The 17616-nt window shown below is 68.9% G+C and carries 17 protein-coding genes; 5 read left to right on the top strand and 12 right to left on the bottom strand.

The genetic code is table 11. The annotated features are described in order from the left end of the window. Nucleotides 1-53 precede the first annotated feature (53 nt). From pspM to rimO, 6 genes are all read right to left on the bottom strand, one after another. The gene (pspM, locus tag SNAS_RS21000; protein WP_013019477.1) at nucleotides 54-854 is read right to left on the bottom strand and encodes a phage shock envelope stress response protein PspM; all 801 of its coding nucleotides are present in this window, start codon (nucleotides 852-854) and stop codon (nucleotides 54-56) included. 192 nt (nucleotides 855-1046) lie between these two features. Then, entirely contained in the window at nucleotides 1047-1901 is an 855-nt protein-coding gene (locus SNAS_RS21005; RefSeq protein ID WP_013019478.1) for a PspA/IM30 family protein, read from the bottom strand. A gap of 95 nt (nucleotides 1902-1996) precedes the next feature. Further along, nucleotides 1997-2458: a helix-turn-helix domain-containing protein gene (locus SNAS_RS34280; protein WP_013019479.1), complete on the bottom strand. Its 462-nt coding sequence runs from the start codon at nucleotides 2456-2458 to the stop codon at nucleotides 1997-1999. Between the two features lie 90 nt (nucleotides 2459-2548). Further along, the gene (locus SNAS_RS21015; protein WP_013019480.1) at nucleotides 2549-3055 is read right to left on the bottom strand and encodes a CinA family protein; all 507 of its coding nucleotides are present in this window, start codon (nucleotides 3053-3055) and stop codon (nucleotides 2549-2551) included. After that, complete coding sequence (gene pgsA, locus SNAS_RS21020) at nucleotides 3052-3690, bottom strand: CDP-diacylglycerol--glycerol-3-phosphate 3-phosphatidyltransferase (protein WP_013019481.1); 639 nt, start codon at nucleotides 3688-3690, stop codon at nucleotides 3052-3054. The genes SNAS_RS21015 and pgsA overlap by 4 nt, the downstream gene beginning before the upstream one ends. Nucleotides 3691-3692: 2 nt before the next feature. Beyond that, entirely contained in the window at nucleotides 3693-5132 is a 1440-nt protein-coding gene (gene rimO, locus SNAS_RS21025; RefSeq protein ID WP_013019482.1) for a 30S ribosomal protein S12 methylthiotransferase RimO, read from the bottom strand. Nucleotides 5133-5277: 145 nt separating this feature from the next. Between rimO and SNAS_RS21030 the strand changes: the two genes are divergently transcribed. From SNAS_RS21030 to SNAS_RS21050, 5 genes are all read left to right on the top strand, one after another. Next, a complete protein-coding gene (locus SNAS_RS21030) occupies nucleotides 5278-6021 on the top strand; it encodes an SDR family oxidoreductase (protein WP_013019483.1) in 744 nt (247 codons plus the stop codon). Between the two features lie 69 nt (nucleotides 6022-6090). Then, nucleotides 6091-6627 carry a DM13 domain-containing protein gene (locus SNAS_RS21035; protein ID WP_013019484.1) on the top strand — a complete coding sequence of 179 codons (537 nt, stop codon included), beginning with the start codon at nucleotides 6091-6093 and terminating at the stop codon, nucleotides 6625-6627. A 70-nt stretch (nucleotides 6628-6697) separates the two neighbouring features. Further along, the gene (locus SNAS_RS21040) at nucleotides 6698-7453 is read left to right on the top strand and encodes a DJ-1/PfpI family protein (RefSeq protein WP_013019485.1); all 756 of its coding nucleotides are present in this window, start codon (nucleotides 6698-6700) and stop codon (nucleotides 7451-7453) included. A 45-nt stretch (nucleotides 7454-7498) separates the two neighbouring features. Beyond that, entirely contained in the window at nucleotides 7499-7981 is a 483-nt protein-coding gene (locus SNAS_RS21045) for a GNAT family N-acetyltransferase (RefSeq protein WP_013019486.1), read from the top strand. 111 nt (nucleotides 7982-8092) lie between these two features. Next, nucleotides 8093-8971, top strand: a complete 879-nt coding sequence (locus SNAS_RS21050) for an NmrA family NAD(P)-binding protein (protein ID WP_013019487.1) — start codon at nucleotides 8093-8095, stop codon at nucleotides 8969-8971. Here SNAS_RS21050 and SNAS_RS21055 read toward each other — a convergent pair. From SNAS_RS21055 to dapA, 6 genes are all read right to left on the bottom strand, one after another. Next, the gene (locus SNAS_RS21055; RefSeq protein ID WP_013019488.1) at nucleotides 8955-9410 is read right to left on the bottom strand and encodes a GNAT family N-acetyltransferase; all 456 of its coding nucleotides are present in this window, start codon (nucleotides 9408-9410) and stop codon (nucleotides 8955-8957) included. The genes SNAS_RS21050 and SNAS_RS21055 overlap by 17 nt on opposite strands. A gap of 3 nt (nucleotides 9411-9413) precedes the next feature. Then, a complete protein-coding gene (locus tag SNAS_RS21060; RefSeq protein ID WP_013019489.1) occupies nucleotides 9414-11702 on the bottom strand; it encodes an FtsK/SpoIIIE family DNA translocase in 2289 nt (762 codons plus the stop codon). A 272-nt stretch (nucleotides 11703-11974) separates the two neighbouring features. Next, nucleotides 11975-13741 (bottom strand): bifunctional metallophosphatase/5'-nucleotidase, encoded by a 1767-nt coding sequence (locus tag SNAS_RS21065; RefSeq protein ID WP_013019490.1) that lies wholly within the window; start codon nucleotides 13739-13741, stop codon nucleotides 11975-11977. Between the two features lie 72 nt (nucleotides 13742-13813). Then, nucleotides 13814-14977 (bottom strand): low temperature requirement protein A, encoded by a 1164-nt coding sequence (locus SNAS_RS21070; protein WP_013019491.1) that lies wholly within the window; start codon nucleotides 14975-14977, stop codon nucleotides 13814-13816. Nucleotides 14978-14991: 14 nt separating this feature from the next. Continuing rightward, complete coding sequence (locus SNAS_RS21075) at nucleotides 14992-16698, bottom strand: ribonuclease J (protein WP_013019492.1); 1707 nt, start codon at nucleotides 16696-16698, stop codon at nucleotides 14992-14994. After that, nucleotides 16695-17594: a 4-hydroxy-tetrahydrodipicolinate synthase gene (dapA, locus tag SNAS_RS21080; RefSeq protein ID WP_013019493.1), complete on the bottom strand. Its 900-nt coding sequence runs from the start codon at nucleotides 17592-17594 to the stop codon at nucleotides 16695-16697. Before dapA ends, SNAS_RS21075 begins: the two co-directional genes overlap by 4 nt. Nucleotides 17595-17616 lie beyond the last annotated feature (22 nt).

The following is a 17616-nucleotide window of genomic DNA, read 5'->3' on the forward strand; positions in this document are numbered from 1 at the left end:
CAGTGCAACCGACTCAGTCTCGCCGACAACGCTTCCGCCGCCGTACGACGGGGTCAGGTCTGCGGCGGGATCCTCGGCTGAACTCCAGTGTGGAACTCGCGCATCTGGCCGATGCCCTCGGCCAGGCCGGACAGTTTCGAGGTGGCCTCGTTGAGCCGGGTCATGGTCGGGTCCTCACCCGACACGACGCCGTCCAGGGCGCCCTGTTCGGCGACGACCTGGGCGGCGGCGCCCACCAGGTCCTCATAGGCCGACACGCCGGTCTCGAAGCGCTCCACCATGAGCCCGTGGGTCTCGGTCAGCGAGCCGCGGCGGTCCGGTGGGGTGATGTTGACGGACTTCTCGACGCTGCGGATCTGGTCGGCCAGGTCGCGAAGGGCCCGTTGGGATTCCCGGACGTCGACGAGGGTGTCGGCGGCCGGTCCGGCCAAGCGGGGCGCGATCTCGTCGAAGGCCAGCGCGGCGGCCTCCAACCGTTGCCAGCCGTGCGAGGCGGCCGAGTTGCGGTACTGGACCGCCATGCGGCCGCGACGGACCTTCCCGGCGATGGCTCCGGCGATGTTCTGGGCCTCGGCCGACAGCGCGGCGGTGCCGTAGACGGCGAGCTGTTCGTTCTCGGCGGGCAGGGCCTTGGCGAGTTTGCGGTAGTCGGTCCACTTGAACGCGGCCAGGACGGCGCTGCCGCCGAACAGGGCGGTCCAGATCGCGTCCCAGCCGGACAGGCCGCCCAGCGGCACCAAGACGCCGGACGCGCCGCCGAAGATACCGGCCATGACGCTCCAACGGCGGGCGCTGCGCAGTCGCCTGCGCAGCCGCTTGACGGATTGCGGTACTCCCGAACCAAACCAGCCCATGACTGAGAGCTCCTAACTTTGCCGCATTTCCTGCTGCGCGCCCACCAGGCGGCGCCTGGCGGCGTTGTCGGCACTTCGGCATCCAACCCCGGGATGCCGCAGCACCTCCGCCTTGCCATCCACTCGCCTGGAGGCCGCTCGCGACGGAAGACGACAAAGTCAGAAGCTCCAGGTATCCCGCGATGCCCGGGATCAACCCGCCGCGGCGTCCCGGTTCTTGTCGTTGCTCAGGCTGGCGCGGATCTCGTCCAGCCGGGAGACGCTGGCCGGTTTCTCCTCGGCCTCGGCCCCGCCGATCGCGGTCTTGTCGGAGCCGCCGATCTTGTCGCCCTGGAGGCTGGCGCGGATCTGTTCGAGCCGGGAGGCGCCCGCCATGTCTACTGTGGCCTTCTGGATTTCCATCATCCGGCCCTCGACGGAGTTGCCCGCCAGGTCGGCGCGGCCCATCGCGGTGGCGTAGCGCTTCTCGATCTTGTCGCGCACCTCGTCGAGGCTGGGCACGTTGCCCGGCGCCGCCAGCGAGGACATCGACTCCAGAGAGGACGCGATGGTCTCCTGCATCTTGGCCTGTTCCAGCTGCGACAGCAGCTTGGAGCGCTCGGCCAGCTTCTGCTGCAGGATCATCTGGTTGTTCTCCACGGCCTGGCGTGCCTGCTCGGCGGCACTGATCGCCTGGTCGTGCATGGACTTCATGTCTTCCATGGACTGCTCGGACGAGACCAGCTGACCGGCGAGCACCTGCGCGGTGTTCTCGTACTCGGTGGCCTTCTTCTCGTCGCCCTCGGCGCGGGCCTTGTCGGCCAGCACCAGCGCCTGACGCGCCTGGGACTGCAGCTTCTCGACCTCGGACATCGTCCGCGACAGCTTCATCTCCAGCTGCCGCTGGTTGCCGATGACGGCGGCGGCCTGCCGGGTCAGCGCCTGGTGCTGGCGCTGCGCCTCCTCGACGGCCTGCTGGATCTGGATCTTCGGATCGGCGTGCTCGTCAATCTTGGCGCCGAACAGCGCCATCATGTAGTTCCAACCCTTGGCAAAGGGATTGGCCATGTCGCGATCCTTCCCAGGCTTACAGCGTTGTGACAATCAAGTGTATGGTCTCACCGCTCACAGCCTTCGTCCACTCCAGCCGCGATCACGGCGGCTCAGGCGACCAGGCTGGCCTCTGCCGAGGAGGCGCTGCGGGAGGCGGACTTGGCGGCGCGGGCCTTGCGGGCCCGGTGGGCGGCCAGTGACACCGGTGGCGGCAGTGGCCTCGGGCCCACCGCGGTGACGGTGTGGCCGGGCACCGGTTCCCGGTTGAGCGGCAGCTCGGTGAGCGTGCGCCGGTCCTCCAGATGCGACACCGCGTGCGGGGCGGCGTACAGCCGCTGCTCCTCGCGGGCCACCTCGGTGGTCGCCTCGCCCAGCACGTCCGACAACGGCACGTCCAGGGCCTCGCAAATGGACGACAGCAGTTCGCTGGACGCCTCTTTCTGACCCCGCTCCACCTCGGAGAGGTACCCGAGACTCACGTTCGCAGCGGCCGAGACGTCGCGCAGGGTGCGACGCTGTTGCCGTCTGCGGATCCGCAGCGTCTCCCCAATGATTCGACGCAGCAACACCATCGCAGTCTCCTGTCTTCACGCGCGCCCTGGCCCGCCGTCGCACTTGTTCTTCTCGCGGGCACAACTGTTGTAACCGGGTCGCAGGCCAGATTACTCCGCGGGCGTGACGAATTCGCGTCCGCGCGGGTCCAAACGTTCCATCAGGAGGCCCTTGGCCGCCTCGACCGTGGCGCGACACACCTCGGCGCGGCCGCCCGACAGGGCCAGTTTCCGGGCGGTGACCTCGCCGGACGGGTCGGCGACCGCGATCCACACGGTGCCCGGGGGCTGCCCGCCGTGGGCCTCGGGCCCGGCCGCTCCGGTGGTGCCCACGCCCCAGTCGGCCCCGGTCCGGTCGCGGGCGCCCAGCGCCAGCGCGGCGGCGACCTCGCGGGACACCACGCCCGCGGAGTCGATGACCTCGGCCGGGACGCCGAGCAGTTCGGTCTTCATGCGGGGTGTGTAGGCGACGATTCCGGCGGTGAACACGGCGCTGGCGCCGGGTGCGGCGGTCACGGCCGCGGCGAACAGTCCGCCGGTCAGGGATTCGGCGCAGGCCAGGTGCTGGCCGCGCCGTTTCAGCGCGGCCACGATGTCGGCGGCGGTCACGGTGGTCACGCCTTGTCGTCCTGGGGTGTCGGTTCGACGGCTCCTGCGGCGGCTCCGGTGTCGCCGTCGCCGTTGCGGCCCGCCTGGTGGCGCAGCCGCACCACCTGGACGATGTAGTCGGCGCCGCTGACGACGGTCGCGATGGTGGCCGCGGCCATCACCCACGGGGCCAGCATCGCCAGCAGTTCCGGCAGCGGCACCAGGTACCACACGATGGCGACGATCTGCAGCACCGTCTTGATCTTGCCGCCCCGGCTGGCGGCGATGATGCCCAGCCGGATCACCCAGAACCGCAGCGCCGTGATCCCCAGTTCCCGTACCAGGATCACGATCGTGACCCACCACGGCAGCAGGTCCCACAGCGAGAACAGCACCAGGGCGGTCCCGGTGAGGGCCTTGTCGGCGATCGGGTCGGCGATCTTGCCGAAGGCGGTGACCTGCCCGATGCGGCGGGCCAGCCAGCCGTCCACGTAGTCGGTGACCGCCGCGGCCGTGAACACCAGGGCGGCGGCCCACCGCCAGCCCGGGTTGGTGAACTGCGATTCGATGGCGCACAGCACGAACGCCGGGATCAGCAGCAGCCGCAGCACCGTCAGCAGGTTCGGGATGTTGTATATCGACGCGCCGGGCGCCTCGCGGGGCACGGTCAGTCCTTCGCCGCGCGATACTCGGCGACCAGGTCGACGCCGATGCTGTCGACGACGGTCGCGGAGACGATGTCGCCGGGCCGCAGGCCGTCGACCTCGCCGATCAGGGCGGTGCTGCCGTCGACCTCGGGCGCCTGGTGGGCGGCACGGCCGTCGACGCCGGAGTCGTCGGCGCTGTCGACCACGACGGACACGGTCTCGCCGATGCGTTCGGCGGCCCGCTGCGCGGTGACCTCCTCGGCGAGCACGCTGATGTGGTCGTGCCGTTTGACGATCACGTCCTCGTCGACGTGTCCGTCCAGGTCGGCGGCCTCGGTGCCGTCCTCGTCGGAGTAGCTGAAAACGCCGACGGCGTCCAGCCGCGCCTGCGACAGGAACCGTTCCAGTTCGGCGGCGTCGGCGTCGGTCTCGCCGGGGAAGCCGACGATGACGTTGGTGCGCACCCCGGCCAGCGGCGACAGGCCGCGGATGGTCTCCAGCAGCTCCAGGAAGCCCTCGGTGGAACCGAAGCGGCGCATCCGGCGCAGCAGGTCCCGGCTGGAGTGCTGGAACGACAGGTCGAAGTACGGGGCCACGCCGGGGGTGGTGGCGATGGTCTCCACCAGCGAGGGACGCAGTTCGGCGGGCTGGAGGTACGACACCCGCACCCGCTCGATGCCGTCCACGGCCGCCAACTGGGGCAGCAGCTTCTCCAGCGCGGCCGCGTCGGACAGGTCCTTGCCGTAGGAGGTGGTGTTCTCGCTGACCAGGGTCACCTCGACGACGCCCTGTTCGGCCAGCCACTGCGCCTCGGCAAGGATCTCGCCGGGATCGCGCGACACGAACGCGCCCCGGAACGACGGGATGGCGCAGAACGCGCACCGGCGGTCGCAGCCCGAGGCGATCTTGAGGTTGGCCACCGGGCCGCTGGTGAGGCGGCGCCGCATCACCTTCAGGTGCGCGGGCATGGCGGTGTCGTCGGTGTCGGGCGCGGCGTGGCCGGGGATGACGGCGGTGGCCTCGCGGCGCTTGACCGGACTGATGGGCAGCAGCGTGCGCCGGTCGGTGGGCGTGTGGGAGGCGATCTTCTCGCCCCGGGCGATGGCGTCCAGGCGCGCGGCGATGTCGGGGTAGTGGTCGAAACCGAGCACGGCGTCGGCCTCGGGGAGGCTGTCGGCCAGCTGGGTGCCGTAGCGTTCGGCCAGGCAGCCGGTGGCCACCACCTTGGCCCCGGTGTCGGAGGCCTCCAGCAGCATGTCGATGGAGTCCTGCTTGGCGGTCTCGATGAACCCGCAGGTGTTGACCATCACGACGTCGGCGTCGCTGCCGTCGTCGGTGACCTCCCAGCCGCCGTTCGCCAGCCGGGCGGCGAGTTCCTCGGAGTCGACGTCGTTGCGGGCACAACCGAGGGTCACGACGGCGACGCGTCGCGAGGAGGGTACCGGCGGAGTCTCAGACACGACTGCGAGAGTACCGACTCCGCGAACAGCCGTGGCGCAACGCCCGCGCACCGGACATTTCACCCAGGCTCGCGGGACCGGAATGTCGGCACCAGTGGGGCGGTTGTGGTGACGAGTATCGCTTCCATCAACCGAAAGGACCACCATGCCGCAGCTGGAGGGCAAGGGCGCCGTCGTGACCGGCGGTTCGCGCGGGATCGGCCGCGCCATCGTCGAGCGGCTGGCCGCCGACGGCGCCACCGTCGTTTTCAGTTACGCCAGCAACAAGACCGCCGCCGACGAGGTGGTCGCCACCGTGACCGCGTCCGGCGGCACCGCGCACGCCGTGGCCGCCGACTTCACCGACCCCGAGGCCCCCGAACGCCTGATGGCCGCCGCCGCGGAACTGCTGCCCGGCCTGGACATCCTGGTCAACAACGCGGTCATGGAGATCACCCCGACTCCCCTGACCGAGGTCACCGACGAACTGTTCGACACGACCTTCACCGCCAACGCCCGCGCGCCGTTCCAGACCCTGCGGTACGCCGCCAAGAACATGAACGACGACGGCCGCGTCATCAACATCTCGACGCTCAACACCTCCCGGCCGTTTCCCGGCCTGACCACCTACGTGTCCGGCAAGGGCGCGCTGGAGCAGATGACCAACGTGGCCGCGTTCGAGCTGGGCGCGCGCGGCATCACCGCCAACGTGGTCTCCCCCGGCGCCACCGACACCGACCTGTTGCGCGACACCAATCCGCCCGAGGCCCTGGAGATGCTCAACACGATGACCCCGCTGGGGCGGCTGGGCCTGCCGTCCGACATCGCCGACGTGGTGTCGTTCCTGGCCGGTCCCGACTCCCGCTGGATCACCGGTCAGAACATCCGTGCCACCGGTGGCCTGATGTAACCCCCGCCGTAATGGGACCGTAAGGCGCTGACGGCGCTCTACGGTCCCGTTTCACGGTTATATGGACACATGGCCCGTATCCCGTACCGCAAGCCCTGGTTCATCGTCACGGCCGTGATCGTCGTGGCCGGACTGGGTGTCGCCCTGTACCTGTTCCAGCCGTGGCTGTTGTTCGTGGACAAGACCGTCGACGAGAAGCTGCCCGAGGCCCAGTCGACGTCGCAGGAGTCCGACGACGAGGACACGAAGTCCACACCGGAGGGACCGGTCGACGTGGCGTCCGGGGACTTCGTCTCGCAGGAGCACACGACCTCGGGCGAGGCCCGCCTGGTGAAGAACGCCGACGGCTCGCACGTGCTGGCCATCGAGGGGCTCGACACCTCCAACGGCCCGGATCTGCGGGTGTGGCTGACGGATCAGAAGGTCGACGCGGACGAGTGGTTCGTGTTCGACGACGGCTACTACGTCGAGTTGGGCGAGCTGAAGGGCAACAAGGGCGACCAGGTCTATGAGGTGCCCGACGACGTCGACCTGGACAAGGTCACCAGCGTATCGGTGTGGTGCAAGCGTTTCAGCGTGTCGTTCGGTGCGGCGGAGTTGACCTGACCGGGAACTTTTACACGTCGTAGAGCGACTGTCCGGGGGACAGCGCACTTCGCCTTCGAAGGAGTCCCCCATGAACAGTTCACGTAGGACGGTCCTGCGCGCCGCCGTCGCCGGAAGCCTCGGTGTCGGCCTCGCGGCCTCGAGCTCGTCCCCCGTCGCGGCCCGCGAGCCTGGCGGCGACGGACCTCGCATCGGAATCCTGCTGTACGAAGGGTTCTCGCTGCTGGACCCGACCGGCCCCGCGGAGGTGCTCAGCCGGGTGCCCGGCGCCGAGGTCGTGATGATCGGCGAGCGGACCGGGCCGGTGCGCTGCGACACCGGTCAGGCGGCACTGATCGCCGACGTCACGGTCGACGACATGCGCGACATGGACGTCCTGATCGTGCCGGGCGGCAGCGACGAGGCCGTCATGGCCGTGTTCGACAACGACAGGCTCCGCGACTGGATCGTCCGGGTTCACAAGCGAACCCGCTTCACGACCTCGGTGTGCACCGGCGCGGCGATCCTCGGCCATCTGGGCCTGCTCAAGGGCCGCCGCGCCACCACCTACTGGGCCGGAGCCGAGTTCCTGGAAAGCGTCGGCGCCACCTACGTCCCCGAGCGCTACGTGCGCGACGGCAAGATCATCACGTCCGCCGGAGTCTCGGCCGGACAGGACATGGCCTACTACCTGGCCGGGCTGCTGACCGACCGCAGAACCGGTGAGGCGCTCGAACTGGCCCTCGAATACGACCCGAAACCGCCCTTCGGCACCGGCGACGCCCAGGAGGCGTCCCAGGAGCTGAAGGACCTGGCATTGAAGCTTCTCAAGGATTCCCAGGGCTGAGGACGGTCGGGCCACAGTGTCCCAGGTCGCGGCTAACGTCGTCTCGTGAGCGACGAACTGAACATCCGGCCCGCGACCCTCGCCGACGCGGAGGCGATTGCCGAGATCTGGCGGCAGGGCTGGTACGAGGTGCACCTGGAGACCGTGCCGCGCGAGCTGGTCGAAGCTCGCACCCCGGAGTCCTTCGACACCCGGGCCCGAAAGCGGGTGCCCGACACCGTGGTCGCGACCGTCCACGGCGAAGTGGCCGGGTTCGTCATGATCCACGATGACGAACTCGACCAGGTCTACGTGTCGGCGAAGCATCGCGGCGCCGGAGTGGCGGCAGCCGTCATCACCGCCGCCGAGGACCGGGTGCGCTCAGACGGACATCGCCGGGCGTGGCTGGCGGTGGTGGCCGACAACCCCCGGGCGCGGCGGTTCTACGAGCGGCAGGGCTGGGTCGACGACGGCGACTTCGACAATCCCGCGTGGACGCCGGACGGTCCGGTCGCGGTCCCGACGCGGCGATACGTCAAGGAGCTGTGATCTGGCGGCGGTGACGGATCCGACAACGGCGCGACCGGGATTGTGGCCGGAAACTGGCCACTACCGGGCATACGGTGACGGGCGAAATCGTCGTCGAAGGGAGTCGTTTCCATGAGCATCGTCGTCACCACACCCACCGGACACGTGGGTTCGCGGGTGGTCAGGCTGCTGGTCCAAGCCGGAGTGCGGCCCCGGCTGCTGCTGCGCGACCCGTCGCGGCTCGACGCCGAGACCCTGTCGCTGGTCGAGGCGGTACCGGGTGACCTGACCGACGCGACCTATGTCCGCGAGTCGATCACCGGCGCCGACACCGTGCTGTGGGTGGACCCGACGCCCCACTTCGGACCCGACCCGATCGACACCTCGCTGCGCACCGCCGAACCGCTCATCGAGGCGGCCCGCGCGGGCGACGTCAACCGGGTGGTGCTGTTGTCCAGCATCGGCGCCGAGAAACGCCACGGCGTCGGCCACATCGACGCGCTGGGTGGCATCGAGGAACGGCTCGACGCCACCGACATCGACGTGCTGCACGTGCGGTGCGCGTACTTCTTCACCAACCTGCTGTTCGAAGTGGACGGACTGCGCGACGGGGTGCTGTCCACGGCCTTCGAACCGGACCGGCCGATGCCGTGGGCCGACCCGCGCGACATCGGCGAGGTCATCGCGGCTCGGCTGCTCAACCCGGCCTGGCACGGCCACCTGACGCAGGCGGTGCACGGCCCGCGCGACCTCAGCTTCCGTCAGGTCGCGGCGATCCTGACCGAGGCCCTGGGACGCGAGATCCGGCTCCAGCCGGTGACCGACGCCCAGGTGCGCGACGCGCTGACCGAGGCGGGGCTGCCGCCGAGCGCCGTGGACGCGATCGCCGGGATGTCGGCGGGTTCGGCCGACGTGAAACCCGAGCAGCCCCGGGACGTGGTGACCACGACCCCGGGAACGCTGGAGGCGTGGGCGTACTCAGTGCTGCGGCCGGTTATCGACCAGGACTGACCAGCCGCAGGTCGATCCACGGCACGGTTTCGCCGGGCAGTTCGTAGCGTTCGGTCTCGGCGAAACCGTGCGCCAGCGCGAACTCCAGACCGTCCTGGTTGGACGCGAGCACGACGGTGTCGATGACCTCGGCGCCCAGCTGCCGCGCGGTCGCCAGGGCGTGCGCGTAGATCTGGGACCCGAGGCCCTGCCGCCGGTGCTCGGGAAGCACCCGGGCGATGACGGTGGCCGCGTTGGGGTCCTCGGCCGTCGGCGGCCGCACCGTCGAGCACCCGACGAGATCCCCGTCCCGGTAGGCGACCGCCAGCCGGTGCCGTCCGGCGCGCTCGCGCACCTCGTCCGCCGACAGAATGTGGGCCGGGATGACGGTGTTGTGGACGTGCCGCCAGTCGGCCAGCGCGGTGTCGGTACCGCAGGCTTCGATGCTCAGGTCGGTCATGGCTCACCCGCCCCGGATCGAGGCCAGCACCTGTTCGAGTTCGTCGGGTTTGACGAGCACCTCGCGGGCCTTGGTGCCCTCCGACGGACCGACCACGCCCCGGGTCTCCATCAGGTCCATCAGCCGACCGGCCTTGGCGAACCCGACCCGCAGCTTGCGTTGCAGCATCGAGGTCGACCCGAACTGGCTGGTGACGACCTGTTCGACCGCCTGCAACAGCACGTCCAGGTCCTCGCCGATGTCCTCGTCGATCTCCTTCTTGGGCCCGGCGGCGACGGTCAGGACGTCCTCGGCGAACTCCGGTTCCTTCTGCTTCTTCGCGAAGTCGACGATGCGTTCGATCTCGCCGTCGCTGACCCAGGCGCCCTGGATCCGGGCCGGTTTGGAGGCACCCATGGGCAGGAACAGGCCGTCGCCCTGGCCGATGAGCTTCTCGGCGCCGGGCTGGTCCAGGATGACCCGGGAGTCGGCAAGCGAGGACGTGGAGAACGCCAGCCGGGACGGCACGTTGGCCTTGATGAGGCCGGTGACGACGTCCACCGAGGGCCGCTGTGTCGCCAGCACCAGGTGGATCCCGGCGGCGCGGGCCAGCTGCGTGATCCGCACGATCGCGTCCTCGACGTCGCGGGGCGCGACCATCATCAGGTCGGCCAGCTCGTCCACGATCACCAGCAGGTACGGGTACGGCCGGTACTCGCGTTCGGAACCGGGCAGCGGCTTGATCTCACCGGCGCGGACCTTGCGGTTGAAGTCGTTGATGTGACGCACGCCCGAGGCCGCCAGGTCCTCGTAGCGCATGTCCATCTCCTTGACGACCCACTGCAGGGCGTCGGAGGCCTTCTTCGGGTTGGTCACGATCGGGTTGACCAGGTGCGGGATGCCCTCATAGGACGTCAGCTCGACCCGCTTGGGGTCGATGAGCAGCAGCCGCACCTCGTCCGGTGTGGACCGCATCAGGATCGACGCCAGCAGCGTGTTGATGCAGGAGGACTTGCCGCTGCCGGTGGCTCCGGCGATCAGCAGGTGCGGCATCTTGGCGAGGTTGGCGGTGACGAAACCGCCCTCGATGTCCTTGCCCAAGCCGATCACCATCGGGTGCCGGTCGGCCTCGACCTCGGCGCTGCGCAGCACGTCGGACAGCGCCACGTCCTCGCGGTCGGTGTTGGGGATCTCGACGCCGACGGCGCTCTTGCCCGGGATCGGGCTGAGGATGCGCACGTCGGGGCTCTTGACGGCGTAGGCGATGTTCTTGGACAGCTGGGTGATCCGCTCGACCTTGACCGCCGGGCCCAGTTCCACCTCGTAGCGGGTGACGGTGGGGCCCCGGGTGAATCCGGTGACGGCGGCGTCCACCTTGAACTGCTCGAACACCTCGTGCAGCGCGGCGATGACGGTGTCGTTGGCGCGGCTGCGGGCCTTGGCGGCCTTGCCGGACTTCAGCAGTGTCAACGGCGGCAGCTTGTAGTCGCCCTCGGGCAGCGGCGGCTGCGTGACCCGGCCCTTGGGCGGCGCCGAGTGCTTGGGCGGGTCGCGACGCACCTGCGGCACCTGGTCGGGCGCCAGCCGGGGCAGCGGCGCCGCGGCGGTCTCCTCGTCGTCCAGGATGTCCAGGCCCGAGTCGTCCTCGGGTTCCTCGTCGTCCTCGTCGACCGGTGGCCGGGGTTTGACGGGGCGGCGTTTGCGCACCGGTTCGGGCGCGGGCTCGGCCTTGCCGGTGGCGAGTTTCCACAGTGACCCGATCCGGTCGGGCACCTGATTGACGGGGGTGGCGGTGACCACCAGGATCCCGAAGACGATGACCAGTCCCAGGATCGGCACCGCGACCCAGCCGGAGACCGCGGCCTCCAGCAGTCCGCCGATCAGCCGTCCCAGTTGGCCACCGGCGTCTCGCAGCTCGGGGGTCTTGGTCGGCATGCCGTTCGCGATGTGCAGGACGCCCACGGCTCCCAGGAACAGCGCGGTCCAGCCGACCACGGCACGCCCGTGCGCCTCCTCAGCGGCCTCCTGACGCATCATGTGGACTCCGCCGAGGCACAGGATCACCGGCAGCGCCAACGCCGCCGAGCCGATCGTCCAGGTGAGTCCGAAGGACGAGTAGTAGCCGACGGGTCCGCCGGAACCGAACCACAGCGCCACCGCCAGCAGGATCGCCAGGCACAGGAACGTGAAGCCCAGTCCGTCGCGACGGTGGGCGGCGTCGATGTCACGGGCGGTGGCGGCCTCACGGCCGATGCTGCGCGCCACCCAGCCCACGGCGCGGCCCATGCCCAGCCACAGTCCACGCAGGCCCATGACCAGGGCCTCGAACGGCCCGGGTATGCGGCTGGTGCTGCGTTTGGACGATCGCCGCGCGGCGGTCTTCTTGGTGGCACGCTTACGTGTCGTGCCGCCCGTGCGCGATGTGGAGCTCTTCTTTCGCGACGGCGTGGCACGTTTGCGGGCGGTCCTCTTGGCCGCCGAGCTTCGGCCGGTCACCCCGACAGCCTACCGACAAGCGAGCGAAGGCCATGAAGAACCGGGCCCCGGCCTTGCGGCCAGGGCCCGGTCTGGGGGCAGAAAAAGGTCTATTCGAAGGTGATCCGGTCGGCCGCCGGCGCGTCGGCGGGCTTGGATTCCGACGTGTTGTCGGCGAACCACTTCTCCAGTGCGGCGAGGTCGTCCTGTCCAACCTCGACGTTCTTGCCCTCGGTGAGTACCTTGAAACCGTCGCCGCCTCCGGCCAGGAAGCTGTTGACGGTGACCCGGTAGGTCTTGGACGGGTCGAGCTTCTCGTCGTTGAGCTTGACGCTGTCGACGACCACCCTGTCGGCGCCCGAGTTGGACTCCTTCACGGTGTAGGTGAAGCCCTTGGACACCTGCAGCACCTGCGGCTCACCCTCGTTGGCCCCACTGTACTGCTGTTGCAGCAGCGTGATGATCTGTTCGCCGGTGAGGTCCATCGCGGTCAGGTAGTTGGCGAAGGGCTGCACCGAGAACGCCTCGCCGTGGGTGACGACACCGTCGCCTTCGGACCCGGACTGTTTGTGTACCAGGTCGGTGCGGATGCCGCCGGGGTTCATGAACGCTATCTGCGACGTGCCGTTGTCACCGGAGGTGGCTTCCAGCTGCGCGTCGGCGATCAGGTCTCCCAGCGCCGATTCGCGGGCCTCGGAGTCGCCCCGGGTGATGTCCTCGGAGATGTAGCCGACCTTCTTGTTGGCGATGGGTTCGGCCAGCTTCTTGTACTTGTCGATGAGCTTGGTCTGCTTCTTGTCCTTCTTGACGTCGCGGGTCACGGCGCGGTTGGTGGCCTCGATGGAGGTGCGCTCCAGGTCGTCGGACTCGAAGTCGTACTTCATGTTGATCTCGGTGAAGAGACGGCCGTTGGACGAGCCGGAGGTGACCAGGCGGTCGTTGCCCTTCGGGTCCTTGATGTTGCAGTCGTAGGCCTGGTGGGTGTGGCCGGTGACGACGGCGTCGATCTTGGGCGACAGGCCCTTGGCGATGTCGACGACGGGTCCGGAGATGCCGTCGCCGGGGCCGGGCGAGTTGCAGTCGTAGTTGTAGGCGCCGGACTCGGGCATGCCGCCCTCGTGCAGCAGCGTCACGATCGCGTTGACGCCCATGTACTCGAGGATCTTGGCGTAGAAGTTGGCGGTCTTGACCTCGTCCTTGAACTCGATGGTCTCGTTGCCGTCCTTGGTGATGATGTCGCCGGTGCCCTCGAGGGTCATGCCGATGAAGCCGACCTTGGCGCCGTCGTCGTACTCCTTGACCCACACCGGGGGCAGTTCGGGTTCCTGGCTTTCCTTGTCGACGACGTTGGCGCCCAGGTACTTGAAGTCGGCGCCTTTGAAGGGCTTGTCCTCGTCGGTGCAGCCGTCGTCGGGGTGGCAGCCACCCTCGCGCATCCGGTTGAGTTCGGCCAGGCCCTCGTCGAACTCGTGGTTGCCGACCGAGGACACGTCCAGGCCCAGCTTGTTCATCGACTCGATGGTGGGTTCGTCGTGGAAGGCCGCCGAGGTGAAGGGGCTGGCGCCGATCAGGTCACCGGCGGCGACGGTGGTGGAGTTGTCGTGTCCCTTGCGGGCCTGCTTCAGGTGGGTGGCCAGGTAGGCGGCGCCTCCGGCCTCGACGGTGTGCTCGTTGCCCTCTTCGTCCAGTTCGGTCAGTTTCCCCGACGAGCCGGTCGGCGGTTCGAGAGCGCCGTGGAAGTCGTTGATGGCCAGCAACTGGATGTCGGTGGTGTCGTCGCCGGCGGCGAAGGCGTTCGGTCCGGCCACGAGGCCGATCCCGAGCACCAGGCTCGCAGCGGTCGCACCGACGAGCACGCGCTTCGTCCGCTTGGACATATGTGGTTCTCCTGAAGGGCACCGGTGATGAGAGCTACCCGATGAGACAAACAGCCTGCGACAACTTATCGGTTACTCGGAGGTAACGAGTTGGTCTCGACGGCGGGAAGCCTCTTCGGTGATGACTACGGCCAGCAGTATGCCGAACAACGCGACGAGTTGCCACACCGCCGCGACCCGTCCCAGTGGGATGGTCGCCAGACTCAGGACGACCGCGACGATGCGCACGGTCCCGGCCGGCAGCCGCAGCGAGATCCTGAACAGCACCGAGCCCAGCAGGAACAGCGCGACTCCGGCGCCCAGGGCGATCCCGGGCCCGCCCGCCAGCGGTTTGGTGGCCTTGCCGATGGCGTCGCCGAGACCGGCGGCCATGCCGACGATGCCCAGCAGGATCGGGATGTGGCTGAAGAAGAAGCCCAGCAGCACCATCCGGGTGCGGCGCACCTGGTCGCCGGTGGATACCAGGGCGTGTTCGGCGCGCACCGCGTCGGCGGTGAAGTACGCCCACCACAGGCAGGCGGTCAGGGCCAGTCCCAGGATCGCCACCGAGATGATCTGGCCGTTCAGTTCCCCGGTCTTCTCCCCGACCTTCAGGGCGCCACTGCCGACGACGATGATCGACTCGCCGAGCGCGACGATGACGACCAGTCCGTGCCGTTCGGTGATGTGACCCGGATGCAGCGGGAAGCCCTCCTGCCCGGTCAGGGCCGGGCCCAGCCACATGACGACCAGCGCGGCCGTCCACAGCAGGTACTGCGGCAGTCCATGCTGGAACCCGGCGATGACGATGAGGATCGCGCCGGTGAGGTTGACGCTCAGGAACACCAGGATCCGGTTCGTCGACTGTAGGTACATCAGGCCGTGCAGCACGACCACGACGACCATCCCGGCACCCAGCCACACGCCGGTGCCGTGGAAGGCGTCCGGGACCGCCAGCGCGATCACGAACCATCCGGCCATGGCGACCAGCAGCAGCACCCGGCGTGCCGGGCGCTGCGGCGGCACCGCGTTGGTCATCCACGCGTAGGCGGAGTACATGTACCAGATCACGGCGAACATCAGCAGTGTCTGGATCACACCGGAGGTGAAGTCGTGGGCGACGACGTGGGTCAGCTGGGTGACGGTGAAGACGAATACCAGGTCGAAGAACAGTTCCAGGGTCGACACCTTCTGGTCCTCGGTGTCGGGGACGGGTTCGACCTTCTCGCGGTACCAACGGGGCAGGGGCAGGTTCACCGGACCATCCTGCCTCATCCCCCGCGGGGACCTAAGACCTCCAGTACGTGCGGCACGATCATCGGGCGCCTGCGGTAGGTGTCGTTGACCCATTTGCCGACGGTGCGGCGCACCAGCTGCTGCAACTGGTGCGGGTCGGAGACGCCGTCGGCGGCGGCCTTGTCGAGCGCCTCGGTGATCAGCGGCAGCACCGCGTTGAACGCGGTCTGGTCCTCGCTGAAGCCCTTGGCCGACACGGTGGGCCCGCCGACGACCTTGCCGGTGACGGAGTCGACGACGACCGTGCAGGACACGAATCCGCCGTCGCCGAGGATGCGGCGTTCGGTCAGGACCGGTTCGCCGACGTCGCCGACGGCCAGTCCGTCCACATAGATGTTGTTGTTCTCGATGTGGCCGACCACCCGGGCGATGCCGTTCACCAGGTCCACGACGTCGCCGTTCTCGGCCAGCACCACCTGGTCGGAGGGCACCCCGGACTGGATTCCCAGCCGCGCGTGGGCGCGCAGGTGCCGCCATTCGCCGTGGACGGGCATGAAGTTCGAGGGCTTGACCACGTTGAGGACGTACAGCAGTTCCCCGGCCGGGGAGTGCCCGGACACGTGGACCTTGGCGACGTCCTTGTGGATGACGGTGGCGCCCGAGCGCGACAGCCGGTTGATGACGCCGTACACGGCGGTCTCGTTGCCGGGCACCAGCGACGACGCCAGCACGACGGTGTCCCCGGACTCGACGGTGATGTGCCGGTGGTCGCCGGAGGCCATCCGGCCCAGGGCGCTCATCGGTTCACCCTGCGAACCGGTGGACATGTAGACGATCTCGTCGTCGGGCAGCCGGGTGGCCTCGTCCATGGACACCAGGGTGCCGCCGGGGATGCGCAGCAGCCCCAGGTCGCGGGCGATGCCCATGTTGCGCACCATGGAGCGTCCGATGAAGGCGACCTTGCGGCCGTGCTCGACCGCCGAGTCGAAGACCTGCTGCACCCGGTGCACGTGCGAGGCGAACGACGCCACGATGATGCGCCCGGCGGCGTTGCGGAAGATGTCGTCCAGCACCGGGCGGATCTCCCGCTCGGAGGTGACGAAGCCGGGGATCTCGGCGTTGGTGGAGTCCGACAGCAGCAGGTCGACGCCCTGTTCGCCGAGGCTGGCGAACCCGGCCAGGTCGGTGACCCGGCCGTCCAGCGGCAGCTGGTCCATCTTGAAGTCGCCGGTGTGCAGGACCAGCCCCGCCTCGGTGCGGATGGCCACCGCCAGCGCGTCGGGGATGGAGTGGTTGACGGCGAAGAACTCGCAGCCGAACGGCCCCAGCTGTTCGCTGCCACCCTCCTCGACGGACAGGGTGTAGGGCTTGATCTTGCGTTCCCGCAGTTTCGCCTCGATGAGGGCCAGCGTGAACTGGGAACCCACCAGCGGAATGTCCGGCTTGTGGGCCAGCAGGTACGGAACCGCTCCAATGTGGTCTTCGTGTCCGTGGGTGAGGACGATCGCCTCGATGTCGTCCAGCCGGTCCAGCAGGCTGGTGAAGTCGGGCAGGATCAGGTCGACCCCGGGCTGGTCCATGTCCGGGAACAACACACCACAGTCGACGATGAGGATGCGTCCGTCGAACTCGAAGGCCGTCATGTTGCGCCCGATGGCGCCAAGCCCACCCAAGGGTGTCACCCGCAAGGCCCCGGCGGCCAACGGCGGAGGGGCGCCCAGTTCGGATGGTGCTTTGTTCATGAAATCTTGGCTTCCTTCAGCAGGGATTCGATGAGTGCGCTGGTCTCCGGCTCGGCGGCGTACAGCGGGGCCCGCGGCGGACCGGCGGGCAGGCCGCGGGCGGCCAGCGCGGACTTGACGGCACACAGACCCTGGGTGCTGTCCTGCAGCGCCCACACCGCGGGCAGCAGGTCGTCACTGATCTGCCGGGCCCGGGCGACGTCGCCGGAGTCGTGGGCGTCGAACATCTCCGTCAGCTGCTTGCCGACCAGGTGCGCGATGACGCTGACCGCACCGACCTGGCCGGACGCGTAGGCGGCCAGGTTGATGTCGTCGACGCCGTTGTAGTACGGCAGCCCGGACTCGACCCGCTTGCGCTGCGCGTCGTACAACCGCTGGGTGGCGTCCTTGACCGCGACGACGCGCGGGTGGGCGGCCAGCTTCACGATCGTGTCGCGCTCCAGTTCGCGGGCACTGCGCGGCGGGATGTCGTACAGCATGATCGGCGTGGAGGCCGCGTCGGCCAGCGTGGTGAAGTGCCGGTACAGCATGTCCTGCAACGGACGGCTGTAGTACGGCGTGACCAGCAGCAGCCCGTGGGCTCCGGCGTCCTCCATCCGCTTGATCAGCTTGACACTGTGGGCGGTGTCGTAGGTTCCGGCTCCGGCCACGACCGAGGCGCGGTCACCGACGGCCTCGACGACCGCCTTGACCACGGCGGCCTTCTCCTCGTCGGTGGTGGTCGGCGATTCACCGGTGGTGCCGTTGACGACCAGCCCGTCACAACGCTGTTCGTCCACCAGATACGTCGCCAGGCGCTTGGCGCCGTCGACGTCCAGGGAACCGTCGGCGTGGAACGGGGTGATCATCGCCGTAAGCAGGCGACCGAAGGGGCGGTTGGCATCTTGACGCGTCATACAGGTCAACCTACCGTCCGCC

This window comes from Stackebrandtia nassauensis DSM 44728 (genome assembly GCF_000024545.1).
GTDB classification, from domain to species: domain Bacteria; phylum Actinomycetota; class Actinomycetes; order Mycobacteriales; family Micromonosporaceae; genus Stackebrandtia; species Stackebrandtia nassauensis.